Annotated in this window: 20 protein-coding genes and 1 tRNA gene; 17 read left to right on the top strand and 4 right to left on the bottom strand. The window is 59.2% G+C overall.

Going from position 1 to position 24,862, the window contains the following annotated elements; translation table 11 throughout:
• Positions 1-28: 28 nt before the first annotated feature.
• The 6 genes from WJU23_RS16160 (at position 29) to WJU23_RS16135 (ending at position 6,929) form a co-directional block, all read left to right on the top strand.
• Positions 29-628 (top strand): biliverdin-producing heme oxygenase, encoded by a 600-nt coding sequence (locus tag WJU23_RS16160; RefSeq protein WP_346333638.1) that lies wholly within the window; start codon positions 29-31, stop codon positions 626-628.
• A complete protein-coding gene (locus WJU23_RS16155) occupies positions 613-2,859 on the top strand; it encodes an ATP-binding protein (RefSeq protein ID WP_346333637.1) in 2,247 nt (748 codons plus the stop codon). Before WJU23_RS16160 ends, WJU23_RS16155 begins: the two co-directional genes overlap by 16 nt.
• Positions 2,856-3,350, top strand: coding sequence for a response regulator (locus WJU23_RS16150; RefSeq protein ID WP_346333636.1), 495 nt, complete (start codon positions 2,856-2,858; stop codon positions 3,348-3,350). Before WJU23_RS16155 ends, WJU23_RS16150 begins: the two co-directional genes overlap by 4 nt.
• Before the next feature lie 32 nt (positions 3,351-3,382).
• Positions 3,383-5,464 (top strand): response regulator, encoded by a 2,082-nt coding sequence (locus WJU23_RS16145; RefSeq protein ID WP_346333635.1) that lies wholly within the window; start codon positions 3,383-3,385, stop codon positions 5,462-5,464.
• A 233-nt stretch (positions 5,465-5,697) separates the two neighbouring features.
• On the top strand, positions 5,698-6,561 hold the full coding sequence (locus WJU23_RS16140; RefSeq protein WP_346333634.1) for a HAMP domain-containing sensor histidine kinase: 864 nt from the start codon (positions 5,698-5,700) through the stop codon (positions 6,559-6,561).
• 182 nt (positions 6,562-6,743) lie between these two features.
• Positions 6,744-6,929, top strand: a complete 186-nt coding sequence (locus WJU23_RS16135) for a CsbD family protein (RefSeq protein WP_346333633.1) — start codon at positions 6,744-6,746, stop codon at positions 6,927-6,929.
• 110 nt (positions 6,930-7,039) lie between these two features.
• On the opposite strand, the gene WJU23_RS16130 is transcribed toward WJU23_RS16135, so the two are convergent.
• Together WJU23_RS16130 and WJU23_RS16125 are read right to left on the bottom strand one after the other, a co-directional pair.
• The gene (locus tag WJU23_RS16130) at positions 7,040-7,948 is read right to left on the bottom strand and encodes a transglutaminase family protein (RefSeq protein ID WP_346333632.1); all 909 of its coding nucleotides are present in this window, start codon (positions 7,946-7,948) and stop codon (positions 7,040-7,042) included.
• Positions 7,949-8,002: 54 nt separating this feature from the next.
• A complete protein-coding gene (locus WJU23_RS16125) occupies positions 8,003-8,848 on the bottom strand; it encodes a transglutaminase family protein (protein WP_346333631.1) in 846 nt (281 codons plus the stop codon).
• A gap of 212 nt (positions 8,849-9,060) precedes the next feature.
• On the opposite strand from WJU23_RS16125, the gene rpoN reads away from it, so the two are divergent.
• The gene (rpoN, locus tag WJU23_RS16120; RefSeq protein WP_346333630.1) at positions 9,061-10,467 is read left to right on the top strand and encodes an RNA polymerase factor sigma-54; all 1,407 of its coding nucleotides are present in this window, start codon (positions 9,061-9,063) and stop codon (positions 10,465-10,467) included.
• A 33-nt stretch (positions 10,468-10,500) separates the two neighbouring features.
• Here the strand turns inward: rpoN and WJU23_RS16115 are convergent, their stop codons facing one another.
• Together WJU23_RS16115 and WJU23_RS16110 are read right to left on the bottom strand one after the other, a co-directional pair.
• The gene (locus WJU23_RS16115) at positions 10,501-11,904 is read right to left on the bottom strand and encodes a sigma-54 dependent transcriptional regulator (protein ID WP_346333629.1); all 1,404 of its coding nucleotides are present in this window, start codon (positions 11,902-11,904) and stop codon (positions 10,501-10,503) included.
• Between the two features lie 4 nt (positions 11,905-11,908).
• Complete coding sequence (locus WJU23_RS16110; RefSeq protein WP_346333628.1) at positions 11,909-13,072, bottom strand: hybrid sensor histidine kinase/response regulator; 1,164 nt, start codon at positions 13,070-13,072, stop codon at positions 11,909-11,911.
• Between the two features lie 345 nt (positions 13,073-13,417).
• Here WJU23_RS16110 and WJU23_RS16105 point away from each other — a divergent pair, with 345 nt between their 5' ends.
• The 10 genes from WJU23_RS16105 (at position 13,418) to WJU23_RS16060 (ending at position 24,857) form a co-directional block, all read left to right on the top strand.
• Positions 13,418-14,398, top strand: coding sequence for a YihY/virulence factor BrkB family protein (locus tag WJU23_RS16105; RefSeq protein ID WP_346333627.1), 981 nt, complete (start codon positions 13,418-13,420; stop codon positions 14,396-14,398).
• A 77-nt stretch (positions 14,399-14,475) separates the two neighbouring features.
• Complete coding sequence (thrS, locus tag WJU23_RS16100) at positions 14,476-16,434, top strand: threonine--tRNA ligase (protein WP_346333626.1); 1,959 nt, start codon at positions 14,476-14,478, stop codon at positions 16,432-16,434.
• Positions 16,435-16,788: 354 nt separating this feature from the next.
• Complete coding sequence (locus WJU23_RS16095; protein ID WP_346333625.1) at positions 16,789-17,328, top strand: sigma-70 family RNA polymerase sigma factor; 540 nt, start codon at positions 16,789-16,791, stop codon at positions 17,326-17,328.
• A 41-nt stretch (positions 17,329-17,369) separates the two neighbouring features.
• On the top strand, positions 17,370-19,928 hold the full coding sequence (locus WJU23_RS16090) for a VWA domain-containing protein (RefSeq protein ID WP_346333624.1): 2,559 nt from the start codon (positions 17,370-17,372) through the stop codon (positions 19,926-19,928).
• 131 nt (positions 19,929-20,059) lie between these two features.
• Positions 20,060-20,136, top strand: a tRNA-Arg gene (locus WJU23_RS16085).
• A gap of 308 nt (positions 20,137-20,444) precedes the next feature.
• Positions 20,445-20,969: a hypothetical protein gene (locus WJU23_RS16080; protein WP_346333623.1), complete on the top strand. Its 525-nt coding sequence runs from the start codon at positions 20,445-20,447 to the stop codon at positions 20,967-20,969.
• A 27-nt stretch (positions 20,970-20,996) separates the two neighbouring features.
• The gene (locus tag WJU23_RS16075; protein ID WP_346333622.1) at positions 20,997-21,479 is read left to right on the top strand and encodes a YidB family protein; all 483 of its coding nucleotides are present in this window, start codon (positions 20,997-20,999) and stop codon (positions 21,477-21,479) included.
• Between the two features lie 117 nt (positions 21,480-21,596).
• Entirely contained in the window at positions 21,597-22,784 is a 1,188-nt protein-coding gene (locus tag WJU23_RS16070) for an ABC transporter permease (RefSeq protein WP_346333621.1), read from the top strand.
• Between the two features lie 11 nt (positions 22,785-22,795).
• Positions 22,796-23,551 carry an ABC transporter ATP-binding protein gene (locus WJU23_RS16065; protein WP_346333620.1) on the top strand — a complete coding sequence of 252 codons (756 nt, stop codon included), beginning with the start codon at positions 22,796-22,798 and terminating at the stop codon, positions 23,549-23,551.
• Between the two features lie 142 nt (positions 23,552-23,693).
• A complete protein-coding gene (locus WJU23_RS16060) occupies positions 23,694-24,857 on the top strand; it encodes a KamA family radical SAM protein (protein ID WP_346333619.1) in 1,164 nt (387 codons plus the stop codon).
• Positions 24,858-24,862 lie beyond the last annotated feature (5 nt).

Below are 24,862 nucleotides of genomic sequence, written 5' to 3'. Positions count from 1 at the left end.
TGGGATACGATCTCGTGTGAACCCTTCAATGGCCCTGCTAACCACCCTCAAAACCAAAACGGCTGAAAAGCACCTGGCGCTGGAAGCGCAGATGGACATCACGCGTCATTTCAAAACGCGTGATGACTACCGCCATTTGCTGGAGCGTTTTTATACTCTTTATGCACCGCTGGAGGCCAGGCTGGCCGAGGCGGTGGACTGGCAGCAGGCAGGATTTGATTTTGATGATCGGCGCAAGACGCCTTGGCTTGTGGAAGACTTGGCGCATTTGGGCGCAGAGCCTCAGGAGGGGCTGGATCTTGCAGAATGCCAGACCCTGCCGCAGGTGTCGGGCCTGGCTAATGCTATTGGATGTCTTTATGTGCTTGAGGGATCTACATTAGGCGGGCAGGTGATTAGCCGGCTTTTGCAGCAGCATCTGCCCATAACTCTTGAAAACGGGGGACGTTTTTTTGCCGGTTACGGAGCGAAGACCTTGCCAAACTGGCGCCTCTTTGGAGAATGGGCGGAAGCCTGCTCAACAAGGGATCCGGCCATTGAGCCGCTGGCTGCCGCCGCTGCGCAAAGCACCTTTGACACCTTTGCCCGCTGGTTTCATCAGCCTCACTCTTCATGTCCGACCCTGTAGATCTGACCAATTGCGACCGGGAGCCCATCCATATTCCCGGTTCCGTCCAGCCTCATGCCATTCTCCTGGTTTTGGAGGAACCTGCACTGAGCATTCTGCAGGCGACAGCCAATGCTCCGGAGCGCCTGGGGCTGGATTTGGAAGGGCTCTTGCAAATGGACCTGCCAGAGCTCATTTCCGCCCAGGATATGGACTATCTCCGCAAGCAGATCCTGACCAAGGATCTGGAGGCATCACCGCACTACCTGCCACCGCTCCAGGTGGGTCCGGCAGGACAGTCTTTCGAAGTGTTGGTGCACCGGTATCAGGGCGTTCTCATCATGGAACTGGAGACATGGACGGACCAGGCGTCCATGGTGCAGGATGAGGTTTATGTTTCTCTGAAGCACACCCTCAGCCATCTGCAGAGCAGCACCTCGGTGGTGGAGTTCTGCCAGCGTGCGGCGGAGCATGTCAAGCGGTTTACCGGCTTTGACCGGATCATGGTGTACCGTTTTGCGGATGATGCATCGGGCCACATCATCGCTGAGGCACGGCGGGACGACCTGGAGTCCTACCTGGGCATGCATTATCCGGCATCGGACATTCCCAAACAGGCGCGCAAGCTTTTTGTCAGGTCGCAATTGCGTCTGAATCCGGACGTCCGCTACCAGGCGGTGGCATTGCTGCCGCGTCTCCGGCCGGACAATGGTGAGCCGCTGGACATGAGCTACTGTGTGAGCCGGTCCATGTCTCCCATCCATGCGGAGTATCTTCAAAACATGGGAGTGACAGCTTCCATGTCCATCTCCATCGTAGTTGGGGAGGAGCTGTGGGGCCTGTTTGCCTGCCATCATTACTCTCCGCGCTACGTGGCGCACTCCACCCGCATGGCCTGTGAGTTTCTGGCCCACATGCTTTCCCTCCAGGTGGGCAGCAAAGAGAATGAGGAGCAGCATGAATACATGCTGCGCCTGCAGCAGGAACACCGGGTGCTGGCGGATGCGATGATCCTGCAACCGGAGTTCTACCACACGCTGATCCACAGCCGGGGAGAAACGCTGGCGGGTATTGAGGCGGAGGGCTCCGCCCTGCTTTATAATGACATGGTGCACCTGAGAGGCCGGACCCCGGATGCCACAGCCGTCCGTGCCCTGGCCATTCGCCTGGCTGAGTCGCAGGAGCAGGCCGTCTGGTCCACCGATCACCTGGGGGGCCACTATCCTGAGTGGCAGCCGGCGGCCGCCACAGCCAGCGGTCTGCTGGCCGCTCGCCTCTCCAGGCAGGCACCGGCCTATCTAATGTGGTTTCGCCGTGAGGAAACCCAGACGCGTAACTGGGCGGGAGATCCCACCAAACCCGTGGAAACCGGACCGCACGGGGACCGGCTCACGCCGCGCAAGTCCTTTGAACTCTGGCAGCAGGAGGTGCGCGGCCGCTCCCGGCCCTGGCTGAATTGCGAAACCGAGGCGGCTCGCGCTCTGCGCCAGACTATCCTTGAAACGGAAGTCCGCCGTGCCGAGCACCTGACCCGGCTGAATGCCGAACTGGATGAGCGCAACCGCCAGCTGGACTCCTTTGCCTATGTGGCCTCCCACGATCTGAAGGAGCCTCTGCGCGGCATCAGCAATTTTTCCAATTTCATCCTGGAGGACTGTGGCGCGCAGCTGGATGAGCAGGGGATCAACTACCTCCGCACCATGATGCGGCTGACGGAGCGCATGGAGACTTTGCTGGACTCTCTGTTATACTATTCCAGGCTTTCGAGAGCCGAACTTCAGACCTACCGGGTGGATATGAATGCCGTCGTGCAAGATGCCCTGGAAATGGTGGTGGCGCGTGTGCAGGAGAGCCAGGTCGAGATCACGGTGGCCAAAGATCTGCCTCCGACCTTTGGAGATGCTGACCGGCTTGGGGAGGTATTCGCCAATTTGCTGAGCAATGCCATCAAGTATAACGATAAAAAACCGCCTCAAATTGAAATCGGGTGGCAGCCGGCCACGCTCACTCATGCGGCCATTTATTTCGTGCGGGACAACGGCATCGGCATCGCTGCTGAACATAAAACCCTGGTTTTCCAAATCTTTAAGAGACTTCACGGCAGGGAGGAGTATGGTGGAGGAGTCGGAGCTGGGTTGACCATCGTCCGCAAAATCATTGAGCGTCACGGTGGGCGGATGTGGTTGGAGTCCGCGCCAGGTCAGGGAACCACCTTTTATTTCACTTTAGAACAGGATCCCGCCACACCATGAATGAGATCATCAATCCCTCCTTCCTTGTGGTGGAAGACAGCGATGAGGACTATGCCGCTTTGGAGCGCATCGTTCTGCGCTCCAAGGCTCCCGCTCCGGTGCGGTTGCAGCGTTGTGTGAGCGCCGAGCAGGTGCTGGACATGCTGAAGGCGCCGCTGCTGCCTGACCGGCCGCTGCCTGTGCTGCCGGCCCTGATCGTGCTGGACCTGAATCTGCCTGGGGTGGACGGACGTTCGGTGCTCCTGGCAGTGCGTCAGCATCCGCGTTTGAAACGCACTCCGGTTGTGATCTTCTCGACTTCCAGCAGTCCTCACGACATCGCCTGGTGCTATGAGCACGGGGCCAATTCGTATCACGTGAAACAGACCGATTACGGGTCTTTCAAGCGTGCGGTGGAGCTGCTGGTGGATTATTGGGTGGAGGCCGTGCGACTGCCTGTGCCGCCACGAAGCGCCAGCATTCTGGACAAGCCGGATGAAATGGCCTCCTGAATCAACAGACACTTTTCCATGCCCGTGCTGCCATGGCCCAGCTTGCTCCGCTCAAGGTACTGATTGTCGAAGATTCACAGACGGACTGCATCATCTTCCGCCGCCATCTGACCCGCGGCGTGGCAGTGCCCTGTGAGATCCGGGATGCACCCACCGCCACGCTGGCGATGCAGCTGCTCTCCCAGGAGCTGCCTGACTGCGTGCTGCTGGATTTTAACCTGCCTGACAGTGACGGCGTCAGCCTGGTGAAAAAGATCGTCGAAAGTTACGGCGAGCATGCGTTTGGCATCGTCATGCTCACCTCCAACCAGGAGGTGGAACGTGCGGTGGAGGCGATGCAGAGCGGTGCCCATGATTTTGTGCCAAAGGCCTCGGTCAATGCCATCGTCCTGCGCCGGGCGGTGGAGAACGCAGCCGAGAAAGCAGGGATTCAACGGCAGCTGGAAATCCAGCGCCTGGCGCTGGCTCAGAAGAATGAAGAGCTGGAAACGCATGTGCGGCGTCTGGAACAGGAGGCTGCAGAGCGGCTGCTGGCCGAGGCCCGCCTGCGCCAGAGCGAGCAGCAACTGCGGGTGGTGACGGACCATGCGGACGTACTTCTGGCCCGGTTTGACCTGGACTGCCGCTACAAGTATGTGAACCGCCCCTATGCCGAGCGCTTTGGTCTGGATCCGGAGTACATCGTGGGGAAAGAGATCCGTGAGGTGCTGGGAAAGGATGCCTTTATTGCCGTTCAGCCGCATCTGAAAACCGTACTTGCCGGAGAGCGTGTAGAATTCGAAATCGAAATTCCCTACGCCAAACTTGGCCTGCGCTGGGTGAGCGTCGTCTATGTTCCGGAGCGGGCACTGGACGGTTCGGTCATCGGGTTCATCGGCCTGAAGTCGGATGTGACAGCGCGGAAAAGAAGCGCCATGGAGCTGGAGCATGCACGTGATGAGGCCCTGGCAGCCTCCCGTGCCAAGGATGATTTTGTGGCCGCGCTGTCCCATGAACTGCGCACCCCGTTGAACCCCATCCTGCTGCTGTCCAGCGAGGCCGCCAATGACCCGGAAATTCCGGAGCCGGTCAGGGCCATCTTTGAAACCATCCGCAAGAATGTGGAGCTGGAAGCCCGCCTGATTGATGACCTGCTGAACATCACGCGCATCAGCCGGGGTAAGATGGTGCTGGAGCGTGTGCCGGTGGATTTGCACACGGTGATTGCGGATGCGGTGGCCAATGTGGCCCCTGAGATTGATGCCAAACATCTGGCCTTGAAACAGGAACTGCATGCGGCCAATCCGATGGTGATGGGTGATGCCGTGAGACTGCAGCAGGTCTTTTGGAATGTCCTGAAGAACGCGGTGAAGTTCACACCGGAAGGCGGCATCATCACCCTGGCCACGACCAGCCTCCCGGAGAAAAAGGCCATCGAGATCCGCATCACAGACTCCGGCATCGGTATCTCCGGGCCGGAACTGGAGCGTATTTTTGACGCCTTTTCGCAGGGAGATCATGCGGGAGAGGGCGGCTCGCATCGTTTTGGCGGCCTGGGGCTGGGCCTGGCCATCTGCCAGATGCTGGTGCAGAGCCACTCTGGCAGCATTCAGGCCAGAAGCAACGGGCCAGGGGAGGGGGCCACTTTCATCATCTCCCTGCCATCGTCTACGGATACCTGTGACCGTGTTCCGTCTCCTGTCCAGCAGCGGGTTGCCAGACCTGCTGGTACCAAGGTGACGCGCGTTCTTTTGGTGGAAGATCATGAGCCGACGCGCAGTGCGCTGACCCAGTTGCTGACGCGCCGTCGCTACCAGATCCAGGCGGCTGGCAGCGTCAGGGCGGCCCTGGAACTGGCCGCAAGCCATGAGTATGACCTGCTGATTTCTGACATCGGGCTTCCGGATGGTAACGGATATGAACTGATGAAAGAGGTGGCCAGGCTGTATGGACTCAAAGGCATCGCCCTCAGCGGATATGGCATGGAAAAGGATCTGGGCCGGAGTGAGGAGGCCGGTTTTGTCCTGCATCTGACCAAGCCGGTGCAGATGCAGTCTCTGGACCAGGCCATTAAAACCGCCATGGCCGCAGAGCCCAAATTGCTGCACGCAGATCCGGCCCCGGATTCGATTTAAATTGAACCCCCTTGTTTCGCGTCCGAATATTTGCAGACCCTTTTGACATGACCATGCTGACTGTGCATTTGCTGTTCTCCCCAAGAAACGTCCTGGCCCATACCGCGATACTTGAAGGGATAAGCCGTGCATTTGGTCCATGCAGGGTTGAGGAAACGGATTCCATCGAAAAGGCTGCGGCAGAGGCCAGCGGAGCGGGCGGGAAAAGCCTGATGATTTTGGTCCAGCCAGAGATGGCTGAACTACAGCTTGCCATCAAGCTCAGCCAGGAAGACGGCATGGCCCGCTGGCCGGTGGTGTGTCTCAGTGACAGCATCCAGAGCACCGGTCTGGACGTCATTCCGGCGGAGGACTGGCATGGCCAGTTGCTGGCGCAGGTGTTTCGCTCAGCCTTGCAGAAGCATGAGCTGATCCGGGAAAACGGCCGACTGCGCGGCGATCTGCTCACCATTGCCCGCCGCATCAGCCACGATTTGCGTACTCCGCTGAGCGGCATTTTTACCACGGCGGAGCTGCTGAAGGAAATCCTCTCCGAGCATTCCGAGGAGGATGCTGCGCTGACCGGATCGCTGTTCGATTCCACCCAGGCTGTCTTGAAGATCATCGAGCGCGTGAGCCAGCTTGTGCGTGCCTCTGTGGACCACCCGCTCAAGGAACCTGTGGAGATGGGCCAGATCGCCTGGGCGGCCCGCCAGGGTGCGGAGCGCACCGCCATGGAGCGCGGCACGAAGATGGAAGAAGTCACCGAATGGCCTGCCGTGGAAGGAGTCCCGGCCTGGCTGGAGGTCATCTGGTCCAGCCTGCTCATCAATGCCGTCACCCACACGGGCCGGGGCCGGACGGTGAAGATGGACTGGCGCGAGCTGCCGGAAGAATATGAATTCAGCGTGACGGATGACGGACCCGGTGTGGCAGAAGCCAAGCTGCCTAATTTGTTCTATCCATTTGAGAAGCTCCACGCGACCCATAGCTCCAAAGGGCTGGGTCTTTCCATTGCCCAGAGGCTGGTCACCCTCCAGGGTGGCCGCTGCGGATATGAGCGCGTGGCTGAAGGCGGTTCACGCTTCTTCTTCACCCTGCCCAAGACAACGGCGTAGTGATGCTTGCACTTGGCAAGGTTCACGCCTTGCACAATGCCAATGGCTCGCAAATGGACAGGGTCTCCTGGCGCTGCCTGCCCAGGTAAAACGGGCTAAACAGGCGTGGCACAGATCACGCAATAGAAGAGGGGAGTGAGGGTAAGGCCCTCATCAATTAACAACCACACCCCTATACGATTATGACAAAGCTAAGCATGAAAGGCAGTTGGAACGAAACCAAAGGCAAGCTGAAACAGAAGTATGCCCAGCTCACCGATGACGATCTTCTTTTCGAAGAAGGCAAGGAGGACGAGCTGCTCGGCCGTATCCAAAAACGCACCGGTGAAGCCAAGGAGACCATCCGCAGCTACATCGAAGAAGCCTAACCATGAGTTAGGTTTTAAGCCGCTCACCCCATGTTAGCGGTGACCTTCTTCTCCACGAAGAAAACTTCCGTCCCTGGTGTTTGAATCTCAAGCACCAGGGACTTTTTTGGTCAGGCCGTGGTTTCCGGTTCGGGTGGCTTCTCTTCCGGACGGTCCAGGCGGCGGATGGTGATGGCCACATCCATGCCCTGATAGGAACCCGGAGGGCCGTCATAGATGCCGCTGACCGGCATGACACCGCGCGGATGGGTGCTGACACCCAGGGCGACATGCTTGGGAGTGACGGTGGCACCGACGGTGGGGTCAAATCCACGCCAGCCGCTGTCCGGCAGATACACCTCTACCCAGGCATGGGTGGACCCGCGTCCTGCAGCAGAGGCCATGGCATCCAGATAACCGCTGACAAACCGGGCCGCAATGCCCAGGGACCGGCAGGCCTCCATCAGCAGCGTGGCCATGTCACGGCAGGAGCCTGTACCTAATGTCAGTGTACGTGCGGGCGACTGCACCCCTCTTTCCTCCCGCCGCTGGTAGCGGATCTGTTCGTGCACACACCGGTTCAGATGCGCCACCATGGCCAGCGCCGTGGGTTTGGGCACGGATTCACTGCATTTTTGAGTCCATTCATGGACCGATGCCAGATCGTCTTCATAGACCGGGATGATGTAACCCTGGATGACACCCAGCTCCATCTCGGGATAAGTCACCGGCACCGGGGCCATGGAGGGCCGGCTGATGCGCTGTGGAGCGGAGTCTTCCAGGCCTTCCACGCGGTCTATGATGACCTCGTTGATGATTTCCAGCCGGTTCGCCTCCTGCGGGATTTCCACCAGGGCGATGTTGTTGCCAAAAAGGTCCGTCAGCCAGAAAAACTTCGCCTCCGGCTGGACGATGATCTTGTGCTTGATCACCTGGATGTCATGGCTTTCGCGGGGGCGCAGGACCAGCCGGTGCAGGCCGAAACGCACAGGTTCCGAGTAGCGGTAAACCGTCCGGTGTTCGATGTGGTAACGTCTCATAATCTCATGGGCTGGCGGTCAGGAAGACCGCGCAGCCTTGCGTCCGGCAAGCGGTCAGGCATGGGCAATGCAGATGCTCTGAAGCTCTTCTTGGGTAAGTTTTCGATAGTCAGGTGACAGGGCTTTGCAGACCACGGACTGGCGGTCCAGGCGCAGACTGCCAAATGACGTGCAAACAGATACGTCCGCCGCATCCCGCCCGGTTCCTATATGGACTACGGAATCGGGTGAAGAGAGGCCCGTGGCATCCCAGAGGAGCCAGTGCCCGCCAATCCAGGTTTCAAAACACGCGTGAAAGTCAGGCGGATTCAGGTCGTGGGCATACCCGGTAAAGTATCGCGCCGGGATGTTCAGCGCCCGGCATAGGGCGATCCCCAAATGAGCAAAGTCCCGGCATACACCTTGCCGCTCCACCAGCGAATCCACAACTGAAGTCGTGGACGTGCTGGACCCAGAAACGTAGTCAATGTGGGTGGAGATCCATTCCACGATCGCCCGCGCCTGCTTCAGAGGGCTTCCCGTTTCACCGAACAGCTTCATGGCCAGATTCCCCAGCCGGTCAGACTGGCAGTAGCGGCTGGGATACAGGCAGGACAGCACATCCAGTTTAAAATCACTGACATCCATTTCAGGCAGTTCCTGGTCGGTGAGCTTCAGCACCTGCGTTTCCACGGTCGCCTCATAACGGATGTGATACACGCCAGGAATCTGAGCCGTGATCTGGTCAAACCGGTTGCCCGTGACAGCATCAGTATGGGCCACGTGTGGCATCTCGGGCATCAGGGTAAACTTTTCCTCCAGTACAGTCTGCTGCGGCCCGGTCTGGGGGCGGATGTTGAGGAGAAAAGTGACTGGCAGAGTGACGGTGTAGTCCAGCTCGCTGAGAATTTTAAATTTCATAAGGGGGGACGGCCATAGTGTGCATGGGGCGTGCCATCGCCCTTCATAGGCCTCCCAAGGATGAAAAGGGCCTTGCCTTGCAGATTGCAAAGTCTCTGCTGTGCAATTTGAAATATCAGGGTGGCGAGCCTGCATCCCAACCCGTGAAAAAAGCATGGCATGGCTTTTGCATTAAGTATGGCGCATTCTCCTATACTGTGCCTATGTCAGTCGTGAATCATCCCGCTTTAGTTCAATCAGCCGAACTGAATTTACATCTTTCACCGGAGCTCCGCGTTAAGCTGGCTGTCCTGCAGACCCCGACCCATGAGCTGGACCTGCTCGTCCGCCAGGAGATGCAGCAGAACCCGGTGCTGGAACTGGAAAACGGCCTGGATTCCACCATGGAAACCGGCCCGGAGGACCAGAACGATGATGAGTCCTGGGAGACTGAACTGAGCAATCTGGCCCGGATGGATGATGAGTGGCGTCCGGCCCCCATGGCCGCTTCTTATTCACCCGAAGAAGATGAGCGCAGGCAGTTCATGATGGAGTCGCTCACCAAACCGGTGACCCTGACGGAGCACATCGAAAGCCAGCTTCTGGGCATGCGCTTTGATGAGGAAGAGCGGGCGGACATCATCAGCCTGCTGGGCCATCTGAACGATAACGGCTGGCTGAAAAAACCGCTGGCTGAAGTGGCGGAGGAAGAAGGCCGGCCACTGGAAGACCTCGAATTTGCTCAGGAGATTTTGCTGACATTGGATCCGCCCGGCATCGGAGCCACGGATCTGCGCCATTGCCTCATGGTGCAACTGGAGCGGCAAAACCGGTCCAAAACCCTGGAATATCACATTTTGGACGAATGCTTCACGCTGCTCTCACGGCGCAAGCTGGAGGACATCGCCGTCCATTTTGATGTGGAGACGGAGGATGTGCAGGCAGCCGCAGAACGCATCACCACGTTGAATCCGCGTCCCGCCAAGGAACTGGAAGAAGCTCCCGTGAGCGGCTTCCATGTGCAGCCTGAGATGACCATCGAAAAGAAGGATGGCCGCTGGCAGGTGATCCTGCACAAAGACGTCACTCCCTCCCTGCGCATCAGCCATTTTTACAAGAACATGATGGCGGAGTCCGATGGCAAAAAGGATGTCCGTGAATTCATCCGCGACCACATCAAGCGCGGCCGTTTCTTCATTGATATGCTGCGCCAGCGCCATGAAACGATTCAAAAAGTGGCGGAGCACATCATTGCCCGTCAGGAAGACTTTTTTGAAACAGGTCCCTCCTATCTCAAACCCATGACCATGGCCGATATCGCCACGGAGGTGGGCGTGCATGAGAGCACGGTGAGCCGTACGGTGGCAGGCAAGTATGCCGTCACGCCACATGGCACTTTTGAACTGCGCTCCTTTTTCACCTCCGGCATGGCCACCTATGCCGGCGAGGCCGTCAGCTCGCGTGCTGTGGAGGCGGCCATCAAGGACGTCATCGCCGATGAGGACCGCGCCAATCCTCTTAATGACAAGGAAATTTCCGAGCGCCTGGCCCTGCGCGGCATCCGCATCTCCCGCCGCACGGTGGTGAAATACCGCGACCGGCTGGGCCTGCTGCCCAGTGCGCTCCGGCGCGGACTGTGAAAGCACTTTTGGTTAGGTGATGCCGTTCGGGCATCAGTCTTTGTTGATGCCCATCTTCTTCCGCTTCCGGTACAAGGTGGCCTGGTCAATGCCCAGGATCACGGCGGCCTCGGCCAGGCTGCCGGCCGTCTCCAAAGTCCTCTTGATGTGCATCTCCTCCAGTTGCTCCAGCGTCATGCCGGCAAAGGCGTCCGCGCTGACACCACCCGTCTGTCCCATGCCCGCAGGCGCATAGGATGCGGTGTCATCGCCGCTGCTCCCATGATGCACTTCCGCTGGCAGGTCGTTGGCTTCCAGCTCCTCGGTGGAGGAAAGGATGACCGCGCGCTCGATGGCATTGCGCAGTTCCCGCAGGTTTCCTGGCCAGGTATAATTGCGAATCCGCTGCCGGGCCGTGGGGGAAATTTCCTGTACCTTGCGGCCCACCTGGCTGGCAAAGTGATGGGTGTAATGCTCCGCAAAGCTCATCAGGTCATCCTGCCGCTGGCGCAGCGGCGGCATCTCCACAGAGATGACGTTCAGGCGGAAATACAAGTCTTCCCGGAAGGTCCGGTTCTTCACACATTCCTTCAGGTCACGGTTGGTGGCTGCGATGATGCGCACATCCGCCTTGCGGGTGACGGTTTCACCCACGCGTTCATATTCCCGCTCCTGAAGCAGGCGCAGGAGCTGCGGCTGGATCTCCAAGGGCAGCTCGCCAATTTCATCCAGAAACAGCGTGCCGCCTTCGGCCTGCTTGATCTTGCCCCAGGTGTCTTTGACCGCACCCGTGAAGGCCCCTTTCACATGGCCAAAAAGGTCGCTCTGCAAAAGCTCCTTGGACAGGGAGGGGCAGCTGACGGTCACAAAAGGTTTGTCACGCAGATGGCTGTTGTCGTGGACGGCCCGCGCCACCACGCTTTTGCCCGTGCCGCTCTCTCCCAGGATGAGAATGGCCGCAGGTGCCTTGGCGGCCCGCATGAGCACATCCATCACGGATTTCATGGATGGTGTGGCAAAGTCAAACTTCGGCTCCGGCCCGCTCTGCTGGCGTACTTCCTTGACCTCTTTCTCCAAAGTTTCGATCCGCTGGCTCATCTGCCGGAAGCGGTTCAGCCGCGCCAGCACCGCGCGGAATTCTTCGCGTGTGAATGGCTTTTCCAGAAAGTCCAGGGCACCGCGCCGCACCGCTTCCACCGCCGTTTTCACCGTGCCCTGGGCCGTGAACATCACCACCGGGATCTGCGGATGCTGCTTCACCAGCACGTCCAGCACATCCAGGCCGTTCTCATGGCCCAGCCTCAGGTCCAGCAGGATGGCATCATACTTTTCCTCCTTCAGCCGCGTCAGGGCGCTGGCACTGTTGACCACGGGTTCTGCATAGTGCCCTTCGTCATCAATCAGCATGCAGGTGGCGTCACGGATGCTCCGCTCATCATCAATCACTAAAAAATCCATGGTTTCAGTTCAGGCCCTCCAGTTCTTTGTCCAGGATGGCGCGGCGGATCTTGGGCAGTCGCACAATGAAGGTGGAGCCCTCGTCAGGCACGGATTCCAGCAGCAGCCTTCCGTTCATCGCTTCGATGAGCCGTTTCACAATGCTCAGGCCTAGACCCGTGCTCGGCTCTCCTGCTGTGGGCCGGGCGGAAAGACGTGCATAGCGGCGGAACATCCGGCTCTTGTCTTCGGCAGTAAAGCCAGGCCCTTCATCGGAGATACGGCACTCCACATAGTCACCCGTCATCGGTTTCACCGTGATGCCGATGCTCTTGCCATTATCAGAAAATTTGATGGCGTTGGAGATGAGGTTATCCAGGATCTGCTTCACCCCTGTCGGGTCCGCCGTCACCATGCTGTTCGCGCTGCTGTCCAGATCGCAGACAAACTGGATTTCTTTGCGCTCTGCGGTGATCTGATACTGGCGCACCGTCTGCGCCGCTGCCTGCGCCAGGTTCACCGGTTCAGCGGAAAATTGCAGCGTCCTTTCCGCCATGCTGTTGGCCAGGAACTCCTTCACAAACGCCAGCATCTGCGCCGTATCCAGGAGGATGTTGTCCACCAGCTGGTTGATCTTTGCATCCACCGGCTGCCGCGTCAGCCGGTCATGCATCAGTTGTGCACTCATCTGCATGCCGCCCAGATGGTTCTTTAAATCATGCGTCAGGATGCCCAGCAGTTCGTCCTTGTCCTCCGCCAGCGATTTCAGGGAATCCCGCGCCGATTTCAGCGCCAGGTGGGTGCGCACCCGGGTCAGCAGTTCTGCCCGGCTGAAGGGTTTGGTGACGTAGTCCACGCCGCCGCTTTCCAGCGCCTGGACGATCAGGTTTTTGTCATCAGCGGCAGACAGGAAGATGATAGGAATGTCTGCCAGCACCGGATTCTCCTTGATGCGTTTGCAGGTCTCCACGCCATCCAGCTCAGGCATCATCACATCCAGCAGCACCAGGTCGGGCGTTGTTTTCGCCAGGAGTTCCAGCGCCTGCTCCCCGCTCTGTGCCTCGATCACTTCGTATCGCATCGCGATGGTCAGCAGCTCTTTGACCAGTTTCACATTCTGCGGCTGGTCATCCACCACCATGATGATGGGTTTGTTCTCGGAAAGATCGTCTTTTTCTATGGCGGCCATGGCGGGAGGTTGGGGAGGCGGGGGGCTTAAAGCGGCGGACCCTGAAGCTGATTTTGGGATTTCATCGCTCCCGATAATATGCAGAACGTATGCCAGCAGACGGTAGACCGATTGAATCCCTTATTCCAGGCGGTTTGCAAGGTTTCTTGAGGCTATAAATCGGCGTCTTACAGGTCGAACGTTCAGGCGAATTGCATGATTCAGTTATGCAGTATGCAATTTCCGGACAGCATTTGTCCAGCTTTTTAGAAACCATCAAACCATTCCTGGGGGCCATGTTCAGCGCTCTGACCGATGACTTTTGGATAAAACGAGCCTTCCGGCAAACTCGCCTCAATCATCATCATGCTGCAACCTCTGAAATCCCTTTGGGTCCAGACCCTGAACACCACTCCGGTGGTACTGCTGCGGGCCACCTTTGAATCCTGGATCGAGGACAAGGCGCTCCGGCTCAGCGCTGCCGTCGCTTACTACTCCATCTTTTCCATCGCCCCTTTGCTGATCCTCAGCATCAGCCTGGCCGGTTTGTTTTTGGGGGAGGAGGCTGTAAAAGGGCATTTGGATACCCAGCTTGTGGATTACATCGGCGCGCCCGCCGCCCAGGCCGTCCAGTCCATGGTGAAAAGCGCCGCCCAGGCGGACCAGGGCTTTGTGGCCACGCTGCTGGGTTTTGTCACGCTTTTTGTTGGGGCGACGGGCGTGTTTGGCCAGCTCAAGGACGCTCTCAACACCATCTGGGAAGTCCGTGTCAAACCCGGGAAGGCCTGGCTCCGCCTGCTGCGGGAGCGCATCATCAGCTTCGGCATGGTGCTGGTCATCGGTTTTCTTCTGCTCACCTCCCTGCTGCTCACCACCGTCCTGGCGGCCTTCAATCAATACCTGGAGCAGGTATTTCCGCTCCCCGGCATGTTGTGGGCCTTCATCTCCATGGCCATCTCATTCGGCCTGGTCAGCGTCCTGTTTGCCTTCATTTTTAAAGTCCTGCCGGACGCCCGCATCGCCTGGCGCACCGTCTGGAGTGGCGCCTTTTTCACTGCTGCCCTTTTTGAGATCGGCAAGTTCGGCCTCAGCCTTTATCTGGGCCGTGAAAGCACCGCCTCCAGCTATGGGGCCGCAGGTGCGGTGGTACTGCTGCTCCTTTGGGTCTATTATAATGCCTGCATTCTCTTTCTGGGGGCGGAGTTCACCCAGGTCTATGCCCTCCACTCCGGTCATCACATCCGGCCCGCTCCCGGAGCGGAAAGCATCACCGTGGCTCAGCGCCTCCAGGAGGGCCTGGATCCCGCCACCCATCAGGTGCTCAAGGACACGGTCAAACCGGCCTAGCGCGGCTTTTTGAAAACTGGCCCAAAATCTCATGTCGCAAAATGCGTGACATGCGCCAGACTGCCTGCCCCTTTCCCATGTCCACCGAACGCAAGACCCTTGAAGAACGCGCCCAGATGTCCGACATCGAGCGCCTCCGCCACTCCTGTGCCCACATCATGGCCACGGCGATCCTGCGCCTCTGGCCGGACGCCCAGTTCGCCTACGGCCCACCTATTGAAAACGGCTTCTATTATGACTTCAAGATGGATCACCGGATCACCCCGGATGACTTCGAGAAGATCGAGGCGGAGATGAAAAAGATCGCCAAGGAGAACCAGAAGTTTGAATGGAAAGGCGTCAGCCGCGAGGAAGCCAAGGCCATGGCAGAAAGCGGCCGCCTCGGCGGTCTCACCGAGCGTCCGGGCAATCCCAGTGTCTTCAAGCTGGACCTCATCGATAAGATTCCCGAAGGCGAGCAGATCTCCTGCTTTCAAAACGGCGACTTCATCGACCTCTGCGCCGGCCCTCACGTCGGCTACAGCGGCAAGTGCAAAAACGTCAAGCTCACCTCCGTGTCCTCCTCGTTCTACATGGGCGATGAATCAAAGGGCCAGCTCCAGCGCCTTTACGGCACCGCCTTCCCCAGCAAGGAAGAGCTGGACACCTACTTCGTGAACCTGGAAGAAGCCAAGAAGCGCGACCACCGCCGGCTGGGCAAGGAACTGAAGCTTTTCCACATTGATGAAGACGTGGGCCAGGGCCTCATCCTCTGGACGCCCAATGGGGCCGTGCTACGCCAGGAACTGCAAAATTTCATCGGCGAAGAGTTGCGCAAGCAGGGCTACCATCAGGTCTTCACGCCGCACATCGGCAAGCTGGCCCTGTATAAAACCAGCGGCCACTTCCCTTATTATAAGGACGCCCAGTTCCCGGCCATCATCGAGCAGAACCAGCTGGAGCAGATCGCCCATGAAGGCTGCGGCTGTGCGGAAATGACCGCCCGCCTGGATGCCGTCTCCGCCCAGTTTGCCAGCCAGCTCAATGAGCGCACCGGCACAGAAGTCATCGGCCAGGACCGCATCATGGACCCGGAGAAGCTGCTGGACGGCTTCCTGCTGAAGCCCATGAACTGCCCGCATCACATCAAGATCTTCGGCAGCCAGCCACGCAGCTACCGCGACCTTCCCGTCCGCCTGGCAGAGTTTGGCACCGTGTATCGCTGGGAGCAGAGCGGCGAGCTCAATGGCCTGACCCGCGTCCGCGGTTTCACCCAGGACGATGCCCACCTCTTCTGCACCGAGGACCAGGTCCCGGCGGAAATCATCGGCTGTCTGGCCCTGGTGAAGACCGTCCTCACCACGCTCGGCATGAACGATTACCGCGTCCGCGTCGGCCTGCGGGATCCTGACAGCACCAAGTTCACCGGCAATGCAGCCCAGTGGGACAAGGCCGAAGCCGCCTGCCGCGAAGCCGCCGCCACCCTCGGCGTGCCCTTCACCGAGGAGCCTGGCGAGGCCGCCTTCTACGGCCCGAAGATTGACTTCGTCATCAAGGATGTCATCGGCCGCGAGTGGCAGCTCGGCACCGTCCAGGTGGACTACGTACTGCCCGTTCGCTTTGACCTCAGCTACAACGGCCCGGATAACAAACCGCACCGCCCCGTCATGATCCACCGCGCGCCTTTCGGCAGCATGGAGCGTTTCTGCGGCGTGCTCATTGAGCACTTTGCTGGTCACTTCCCCACCTGGCTGGCCCCGGAGCAGGTCCGCATCCTCACCATCAGCGAAAAGGTGGACGCCTTTGCGGACGAGATCTATGCTCAGCTCAAAAACGCCGGCCTGCGCGTCACGCTGAACGACGACGCTGACAAAATCGGTGCCAAGATCCGCAACGCGCAGCTCGACAAAGTCCCCTACATGCTCGTCCTCGGTGAGAAGGAAGCCGCCGCCAACAGCGTCGCCGTCCGCCATGCCAAGCGCGGCGACCTCGGCGTCAAAGCCGTGGCCGACTTCCTCGCAGAGGTGACTGCGGAGGTGAAGGAGCGCAGTTTGTAAAAAGTGAAGCGGGCACTCATGCCTGCCTCCCATCCAGCGGCCAGGGACCATTCCCTGGCCGCTTTTTTGTGTACAGGGCAGTGCACTTGTTTTCATTAAATCTGCCTTTCGCAGGCATGGAATCCAGGGTTCGGAGTACCGCATTTATGCGGTGATTGGCAAGCTTCGAAGGTCGTAGATTCCGTTCCGCATACGGAACGGAACTCCTAACGCCGGATTGCTAATTTCGGAGTAACTCGATTAAACTGCATTAAAGGCCCCGCCATGCCGTCCCACATCTCTGGGCGGAAAAATAAAATCCGCCCGCCCCAAGAAAACCTCCACGTCTCCGTGATGCTTGGCGAACACCCACCCATGAACGACACCCACCGCCTGTTTTTGGATACGTTGACGCGCTATGAGCGGCCGCTTCTCCGCTATGCTCACAGTTATACCAACGATGCCGAAGACGCCCGCGACGTCGTCCAGGATGTGTTCATGAAACTCAGCCAGAACCTGGCCACCCTGGACCCGGAGCGCCTCGCGCCCTGGCTCTTCACGGTCTGCAAAAACCGGGCTCTGGACCACCAGCGAAAACATCAGCGAATCACCGTCATGGACGTCCAAACCCTCGACCTCGAAGTCTCCGATTCTCCCCGCCCCGGAGACGAAATGCAAAGCCGTGAGACCGCCGCCGCCCTGCGCGGTCTCATTGATGAACTGCCTCTGCGCCAGCGCGAAGCCGTCCGTCTCAAATTCATCGCCGGTCTCGACTACAAGGAGATCAGTACCGCCATGGAGACCAGCATTGGCAATGTCGGCTATCTCATCCACCACGGCGTCCAGGCCCTGCGCCTCAAATGGCAGGAGCTGGAGGGCGACCACCCGCCCAAACCCAAAGCCGCCCTTGCCTAACGCGAAGCATTGTAACGCAAACACTTTTTAACATCACCTTTATGAAACCGGAACAACTGACCGCCTGGGCGCTGAATGAACTCAGCGACGAAGAAAAGGCCCAGATCGAATCCCTGCTGCAGGAGGACAACAACGTGCAGACGCAGGCCGCCCAAACCAAGTCCTTCTGCGACTTCCTCTCCACCGAACTCAGCCAGGACTCTCTTGCCCTCACCCCCGAAGAACGTGAACGCCTATGGAGCGCCGACGCCCCGTCGGCATCCCAGCCCAAACCACAGACAGTCTCCGCCCCCGCCAAAAAAAACCCCTTCTGGAGACGCCACGCCCTCGTCAACCTCGCCGCTGCAGCCGCCGTCGTCCTCGGCAGCACCCTCCTGCTCCGCCACGAGGCCGAAAAGACCGCCCAGCGCGAAGACAGCCTGGCCACACGTCCTGCAGCGGCTCCGAAGCTCCAGGCTGAAGCGGCAGCCATGCCCGCACCCGCCATGAAACCCGACTCCCTGGTGGTCCTCAACAAACTCGGTACAGGCTCTCTGACCATTCAAAGTGGAGGGACGCTTGCGGATATCAATCCCTCTGGTGCGGGCACCATGAACATGGCCAGCGCGCCTGCATCCGCACCGCTGGGAGGACTCGGGAAAGACAAGTCAGACTCGTTCCCCACAACCCTCAGTGGAACCGCTACCTACAGCGGGTCCACCACGCTGCCAACCATCCATGCCAGCGAGCAAATGACTGGAGATGCTGCGCGTCAACGCAGCGATGCCTATGCCAACTCCACACCCGGTTCTGCCGCCACAATGTTGAACGGATCGTCACCTCCACCACCGTCCGCCTCCTCATCCACCCTCACCCTCACCGGAAATATTACCGCTAGCGGGAGTCTTTCGGTTCCGGCGCGAAGGGGAGGAAATCTCATCCTCCAAGGAGGTGCATCTGAAGAACTCAGTATTGAGTCCAAGAATAATGCTCCACCAACTCCAGGTTTAGCTTTCGCCGATGCCGCCACCGCTCCTCCTGCTCCTGCAGCGCCATACGCCGACGGGTTCGTTGACTTAAATCAGCCTCAAATTGCCCGGAAACCTGATGCCACTCCCTACAGTGACTCCTTCAACGGCCGATCCGACCTCCGCCCCAATCTCCGCACCAACGAATCCTACACCCAGATCATCGAAAACGTCCTCAAAGACGTCCTGCGTGAGCCGCTTTCCACCTTCTCCATTGATGTGGACACCGCCGCGTATGCCAACGTCCGCCGCTTCCTCAACCAGAACAGCGCGCCGCCTCGCGATGCTGTCCGCATTGAAGAGCTCATCAATTACTTTCCCACCGATGAAGAAGGCCCGGCACCGGGAGCCAAAGAACCCTTCGCCGTGAAGGTGGAGATGGCCGCCTGTCCCTGGCAGCCGCAGCATCGCCTGGCCCGCATTGCCATCAAGGGGCGGCAGATCGGCCAGGACCGCCAGCCTTCCAATCTGGTCTTCCTGGTGGATGTCTCCGGCTCCATGGGCGAGCCGAACAAACTCCCTCTCGTGCAGCAGAGCCTGCGCATGCTCACCGAGCAGTTGGGTGAAAACGACCGCGTCTCCATGGTCACCTACGCGGACGGCACCCAGGTCGTCCTGCCCTCCACCAGCGGCCAGAACAAGGCGGAGATCATGGCCTCCATTGACCGCCTGCAATCCGGCGGCAGCACCCATGGCAGCGCCGGCATCCGCCTGGCCTATGAGCAGGCTGTGGCCGGCTTCATCAAGGGCGGCGTGAACCGCGTGATCCTCTGCTCCGATGGCGACTTCAATGTCGGCATCAGCAGTCCGGAAGAGCTGGAAACCTACATCACCGAGAAAGCCCGCAGCGGCGTCTTCCTCAGCCTGCTGGGCTACGGCTCCGGCAATCTCAAGGACCGCACCATGGAAACCCTGGCCGACAAAGGCAACGGCAATTACGCCTACATTGACAGCCTCAGCGAGGCCCGCAAAGTCCTCGTCGAGCAGATGAACGGCACCCTCGTCACCATCGCCAAGGATGTCAAAATTCAGGTCGAGTTCAATCCTGCCGTCATCCGTAGCTACCGCCTCATCGGTTATGAGAATCGTTTGTTAGCCAAAGAGGATTTTAATGATGACACCAAGGATGCCGGTGAAATCGGCGCCGGGCACAGCGTCACCGCTTTGTATGAACTGGTGCCCGCCAACCTCCCTCCCGGTGCCAATCCGCGCCCCAGGGTGGATGACCTGAAATACCAGCAGCCAAGTGCAGCCTCTGCCGCACCGCCTGCTACCGTCACCGCCGCTGCTGCGGAATCCGGTGAGGCCCTTACCGTCAAGCTGCGCTACAAGGAACCCGAAGGCAGCGTCAGCAGCCTCATCGAGGTGCCACTCCGTCAGGATGACCGCAGCCTGGAGACCGCCAGCCGCGAGTTCAAGTTCACGACCGCCGTCGCCGGTTTCGGCCTCCTCCTCCGCCAGTCCAGCTACAGCGGCCAGCTCACCTGGGAGCAGGTCCGCCGGCTCGCCCTGGAAGGGAAGGGGACCGATCCCCTCGGCTACCGTGGCGAGTTCATCCAGCTCATCGAAAAAGCCCGCGGCCTCACCCGCTGAACCCTTCTCCCAGGCTCTTCCAAGAGCCTGGTGAGGTATTTCGAAACTTTTTAATCAGCACTGTTTGACAAACCCCAACCTTCATCTAATCTCCCCATCCGCAGCCAACGCTGCAGGGCCTTAAAGCCAAAGCACCCCTAGCTCAACGGATTAGAGCATCTGACTACGGATCAGAAGGTTAGTGGTTCGAATCCACTGGGGTGCACCAAAAGTTTAAACTTTTGGTGCACCTGTTTCATTTCAATACCGAATGAAAACCATGGCCCAAATTTTCGAGGAGATCCGCCAAAACAGCAGCCGGTGAATTCAAAAGCCTTTTGGCAGCAAGTGGAAGCATTCAAAGTCGGGGAGAACCTCGGGGTTCATCGTTGGCAGTACCGCATTTATGCGGTGATTGGAAACCACTCCCAACAATCTCATTAACAGGCAGCGTGATTAATCATCCACATACTTTCTTCTCGAGAGCAGCAATAGGTTATTGACTGGGGCTCAATTCATAAAAATAATCCATTCAATATGGAAGCTAATCCTTACGCCCCTCCTCAGTCGGATATTTCCATCGCTGTGTCAGCAGAGGAAACGTTGCGCAGAGATCATTTAAGCGCAGAAGGAGCTATTAAAAGCGTGGGGATCCTTTTAATTCTTGGAGGACTCGTGACTCTCAGTGCCGGGAGCTCAGCCCCTGCGGAGGTGATTCAAATTGGCCTGCTCAATGTTCCTGCCGCTTTTTTGATTATCGTGGGAGCGGTCCAGACGGGTATTGGCCTTGGTATTCGTTTGCTTAAGCCATGGAGCCGCATCCCCGGCATTCTCATCTGTGCTCTCGGCCTGCTTAATTTCCCTGTGGGCACGGTTTTCTGCGCCCTCTTTATTTATTATCTGGCCAATAAACGTGGTACCTTTGTTCTCTCTCCAGAGTACAAGGCCGTTGTCGCCGCCACGCCCCAGGTGAAGCGCAAAACCTCTATTCTGCTCATTGTTTTTTTGCTGCTGCTGCCAGTGATTTTTGGCTGGATGATCTATTCGATGGCGAATGAATAGCGGTCTCTGGCACCAACAGTTCCCGAGATGGCACTCCCGTTTGACTTCCGCCGCCACGTCCCGCATCCTGACCGCCTTATGGGACTTTTTGATACATTGGCCAAGCAGGCGCTCGGCGGCATTTTGGGCGGCAGCAGCAAGCAGGGTGATCTGCTGAGCAACCTGATGAACCAGGCCGGCGGCCTCGGCGGCCTCATGCAGCAGTTTCAGGCAGCGGGCCTGGGCGAAACTTTTGCCTCCTGGGTGTCCAAGGACGCCAACCAACCTGTCCTGCCCGCGCAGCTCGAAGCCGCCCTCGGCAGCGATGCGGTCAAGGACCTCGCCGCCAAAATCGGCTTTGATGCCAAAATGGTTCTGCCTTTGATGTCGCAGTTTCTGCCGCAGATCATTGACCGGCTCACGCCAAATGGCGTCATTGATGACACTCATCCCTCCTCGGAAAAGATCCAGGACGTGCTTACCGGCGTCATGAAAGGCGGCCTCGGCGGCTTCTTCGGCGGGCGCTCGTAATTTGTCCTTGGCAGGGGAAAAGTTGCCGCCTGGCATGTCTCCTGCCGCTGTCGGTCATTGTCAGGCGTATGGTCACCCGGATGTCCTCCACGCCTTTCCAAACTGCCCTTTGCTAAAATGCTCCGTCTCTCCCTCAAGATGCTTTTTGGTGATACGGGCAAGTATCTCATGCTCGTGGCCGGCCTGGTCTTTGCCACCTTCCTCATGGCCCAGCAGACCGCCGTCTTCTGCGGCCTCATGAGCTGGACCACCGCCACGCTGAAAAACGTTCCCGCCCCTATCTGGGTGGTGGAATCCCGGGTGGAGCAGGTGAATGAAACCAATCCTCTCCTGGATACCGATGTCGCCCGCGTCCGCAGCGTCAGCAGCGTCGCCTGGGCCGCGCCGCTCTACTCCGGCATCCAGCGCGTCCGTTTGGAAAACGGCAATTTCAAAATCATCCAGCTCATCGGCATCGATGCCACCACCCTGGCCGGTGCGCCGGTGAAACTCATCGAAGGCCGTCTGGAGGACCTCCGCTTGCCGCACGCCGTCATCATTGACGACCTCGGTGTCAAACGCCTGGCCAAAGAGCGTGGCGGCGCAGTCAAGGTGGGCGACACCTTTGAAATCAATGACCAGGAAGCCCGTGTCGTCGGCATTGCCGATACCATGCAGAGCTTCACCGGCGGCCCTTATGTCTGGACCACCTATGAGCGCGCCCTGCAATACACTCCGCCCCAGCGCAAGATGCTCTCCGCCGTCATCGCCGCCCCCCGCGAGGGCATCAGTGATGAGCAATGCGTGGCCGATATCGAGCGCGAAACCGGCCTCAAAGGCTACCTCAACCGTGGCTTTAGCTGGGCCGATTACACCGCCGAAAAACCGCCCGCCATCCAGGATTTTAACACCACCACCGTCGCCTGGTATGTGCGCAATACCGGCATTCCCATCAGTTTTGGCATTACCGTCGTCGTCGGCTTCATCGTCGGGACTGCCATCTCCTGCCAGACCTTTTACTCCTTTGTGCTGGAGAACATGAAGCACCTCGGTGCCCTCAAGGCCATGGGCGCCTCCACCTGGACTCTTTGCCTCATGCTGCTCACCCAGGCTCTCACTGTGGGTCTCATCGGCTACGGCATCGGCCTGTTTTTCACCGCCGGTTTTGCCAAAGGTGCCCTCGCCAATGAGCAGCCGCCCTTTTACATGCCGGAGGCTGTACCGCTGGTCGTGCTCGGTGTCATTCTGCTCATCTGCAGCCTGTCCGCCCTGCTCGGCATCTGGCGTGTGGCCCGCCTGGAGCCCGCCATGGTCTTCCGCGGCTGATTTGATTTCCCATGTCCGCTCCTGCTGCTCCATATGCCGCCCGTGTGCGCGGTTTGAACAAGTCCTTTGGCGATGGTTCCTCGCGCCTGCATGTGCTGAAAGACGTGGAGATGGATGTCCGCCTCGGTGACATCACCATGCTCATCGGTCCCTCCGGCTGTGGCAAGACCACCCTCATCAGCATCCTTGCCGGCACCCTCAAGCCGGATCCCGGCAGCCAGGACCTGACCGTCCTGGACCAGGATCTGCAAAAAATGAGCACCGGAGCCACCACCCGCTTCCGCGCCCAGAACATCGGTTTCATCTTCCAGTCCTTCAATCTCATCCCCACCCTCACCCTCGCGGAAAACGTCAGCGTGCCGCTACTCATCCAGGGTGTCGGCTCGCGTGCAGCGGAGAAAAAAGCCCGCGATGTCCTCGCCCAGGTCGGCCTGGGAGACCGCGCCAAAAGCCGCCCCAACATGCTCTCCGGCGGCCAGCAGCAGCGCGTGGCCATCGCCCGCGCCCTCGTCCATGAGCCGCGCCTCATCATCTGTGATGAGCCCACCGCCGCGCTGGATGCCAAGAACGGCCAGGTCATCATGGAGCTCTTCGAGAGCGTCGCCCGCAGTCCGGACCGCGCCGTCCTCATCGTCACCCATGACAACCGCATTTTCCCCCACGCCAACCGCATCGCCTCCATGGATGACGGCCGCATCGTCGAGGTCCACGACATTGATGCCGCGCACCCTCTCCCGGAGAATTTGAAGCACGGCTTCCACCAATGACTCTTCTTTGTAAAAGACAGCTTCCAGGAGCAGCGATAGAGATTCTTCGCATCCACTTGCCTCTCCCTGGCCGATCTTTTTCAGCAACAAGTTTGACACGCCGAAAACCCCAGGCGTAACCTCTCTCTACTCACCGACCTCAATGCGCACGCCGCCCCCCCTGCTCCCGGAGAAGGAATTCCGTTCCCACGCACCAGGCTTTTGGAAAGACAAACTCGTCCCCCAGCACGACTGGAACTCTTCCGCATGGCAACTCCGCAACCGCGTCACCACCCTGGCCGGCCTGGAAGAGCACCTCACGCTCACCGATGAAGAGCGCGCCGGCGTCCTGCTCAGCGGCAACAAGCTGGCCATGGCCATCACGCCGCACTATTTCAATCTCATTGATCCCGAAGACCCGGAGGATCCCATCCGCCGCCAGGTCATACCGCGCATCGAGGAGACCTGGGAAGACCCGGATGAAATGGCCGATCCCTGCGGTGAGGACAGCCACATGCCCGTCCCCGGCCTCGTTCACCGTTACCCGGACCGCGTCCTTTTCCTCGTCACCGACCGCTGCGCCAGCTACTGCCGTTATTGCACCCGCAGCCGCGTTGTCAGCGGCGTCGGCGAGCAGGAACTCCACACGGACTATGAAGCCGTCTTCCGTTACCTGGAGCGGCACGATGAAGTCCGCGATGTACTCCTCAGCGGCGGCGATCCCCTCCTGTTTAGCGACGGCAAGCTCGAGGCCATTCTCAAACGCCTCCGCTCCATCCCGCACATCGAGTTCATCCGCATCGGCAGCCGCGTGCCCATTTTCCTCCCACAAAGGATCACGCCCGAGCTCTGCCAGATGCTGCAAAAATATCATCCCCTCTGGCTCAGCATCCACACCAACCACCCGCGCGAGCTCACCACCGAGGTCAAAGCTGGCCTGGAAATGCTCGCCAATCACGGTGTACCCTTGGGCAATCAGAGCGTCCTCCTGCGCGGCGTCAATGACGATGCCGACGTCATGAAATCCCTGGTCCAGAAGCTGCTCATGTGCCGCGTCCGGCCCTACTACCTGTATCAGTGCGATCTCATCCAGGGCAGCTCACACCTGCGCGCCAGCGTCAGCACCGGCGTCGAGATCATCGAGCAGCTTCGTGGCCACACCACCGGCTACGCCGTCCCCCAGTTCGTCATTGATGCTCCCGGCGGCGGCGGAAAAGTCCCGGTGAATCCCGACTACGTCCTCCTCCGCGACGAGCAGCGCACCATCATCCGCAACTTCGAAGGCCGCACCTTCGAATACCCGGAACCCGCGATGGTCAGAGTGTGATTTCT

The organism is Prosthecobacter sp. SYSU 5D2, from assembly GCF_039655865.1.
Taxonomy (GTDB): domain Bacteria; phylum Verrucomicrobiota; class Verrucomicrobiia; order Verrucomicrobiales; family Verrucomicrobiaceae; genus Prosthecobacter.
The sequence above is the reverse complement of the archived record's forward strand: the minus strand, read 5'-3'. Positions and strand labels throughout refer to the sequence as shown.

What these genes read in the sequence shown, in the direction of transcription:
- WJU23_RS16145 (WP_346333635.1), top strand. Translation starts at nt 3,383, where the DNA reads ATGGCCCAGCTTGCTCCGCTCAAGGTACTGATTGTCGAAGATTCACAG.
- WJU23_RS16155 (WP_346333637.1), top strand. Translation starts at nt 613, where the DNA reads ATGTCCGACCCTGTAGATCTGACCAATTGCGACCGGGAGCCCATCCAT.
- WJU23_RS16135 (WP_346333633.1), top strand. Translation starts at nt 6,744, where the DNA reads ATGACAAAGCTAAGCATGAAAGGCAGTTGGAACGAAACCAAAGGCAAG.
- WJU23_RS16125 (WP_346333631.1), bottom strand. Translation starts at nt 8,848, where the DNA reads ATGAAATTTAAAATTCTCAGCGAGCTGGACTACACCGTCACTCTGCCA.
- WJU23_RS16140 (WP_346333634.1), top strand. Translation starts at nt 5,698, where the DNA reads ATGGCTGAACTACAGCTTGCCATCAAGCTCAGCCAGGAAGACGGCATG.
- WJU23_RS16065 (WP_346333620.1), top strand. Translation starts at nt 22,796, where the DNA reads ATGTCCGCTCCTGCTGCTCCATATGCCGCCCGTGTGCGCGGTTTGAAC.
- WJU23_RS16075 (WP_346333622.1), top strand. Translation starts at nt 20,997, where the DNA reads ATGGCACTCCCGTTTGACTTCCGCCGCCACGTCCCGCATCCTGACCGC.
- WJU23_RS16130 (WP_346333632.1), bottom strand. Translation starts at nt 7,948, where the DNA reads ATGAGACGTTACCACATCGAACACCGGACGGTTTACCGCTACTCGGAA.
- WJU23_RS16080 (WP_346333623.1), top strand. Translation starts at nt 20,445, where the DNA reads ATGGAAGCTAATCCTTACGCCCCTCCTCAGTCGGATATTTCCATCGCT.
- WJU23_RS16160 (WP_346333638.1), top strand. Translation starts at nt 29, where the DNA reads ATGGCCCTGCTAACCACCCTCAAAACCAAAACGGCTGAAAAGCACCTG.
- WJU23_RS16105 (WP_346333627.1), top strand. Translation starts at nt 13,418, where the DNA reads ATGCTGCAACCTCTGAAATCCCTTTGGGTCCAGACCCTGAACACCACT.
- WJU23_RS16110 (WP_346333628.1), bottom strand. Translation starts at nt 13,072, where the DNA reads ATGGCCGCCATAGAAAAAGACGATCTTTCCGAGAACAAACCCATCATC.
- thrS (WP_346333626.1), top strand. Translation starts at nt 14,476, where the DNA reads ATGTCCACCGAACGCAAGACCCTTGAAGAACGCGCCCAGATGTCCGAC.
- WJU23_RS16090 (WP_346333624.1), top strand. Translation starts at nt 17,370, where the DNA reads ATGAAACCGGAACAACTGACCGCCTGGGCGCTGAATGAACTCAGCGAC.
- WJU23_RS16095 (WP_346333625.1), top strand. Translation starts at nt 16,789, where the DNA reads ATGAACGACACCCACCGCCTGTTTTTGGATACGTTGACGCGCTATGAG.
- WJU23_RS16150 (WP_346333636.1), top strand. Translation starts at nt 2,856, where the DNA reads ATGAATGAGATCATCAATCCCTCCTTCCTTGTGGTGGAAGACAGCGAT.
- WJU23_RS16060 (WP_346333619.1), top strand. Translation starts at nt 23,694, where the DNA reads ATGCGCACGCCGCCCCCCCTGCTCCCGGAGAAGGAATTCCGTTCCCAC.
- WJU23_RS16115 (WP_346333629.1), bottom strand. Translation starts at nt 11,904, where the DNA reads ATGGATTTTTTAGTGATTGATGATGAGCGGAGCATCCGTGACGCCACC.
- WJU23_RS16070 (WP_346333621.1), top strand. Translation starts at nt 21,597, where the DNA reads ATGCTCCGTCTCTCCCTCAAGATGCTTTTTGGTGATACGGGCAAGTAT.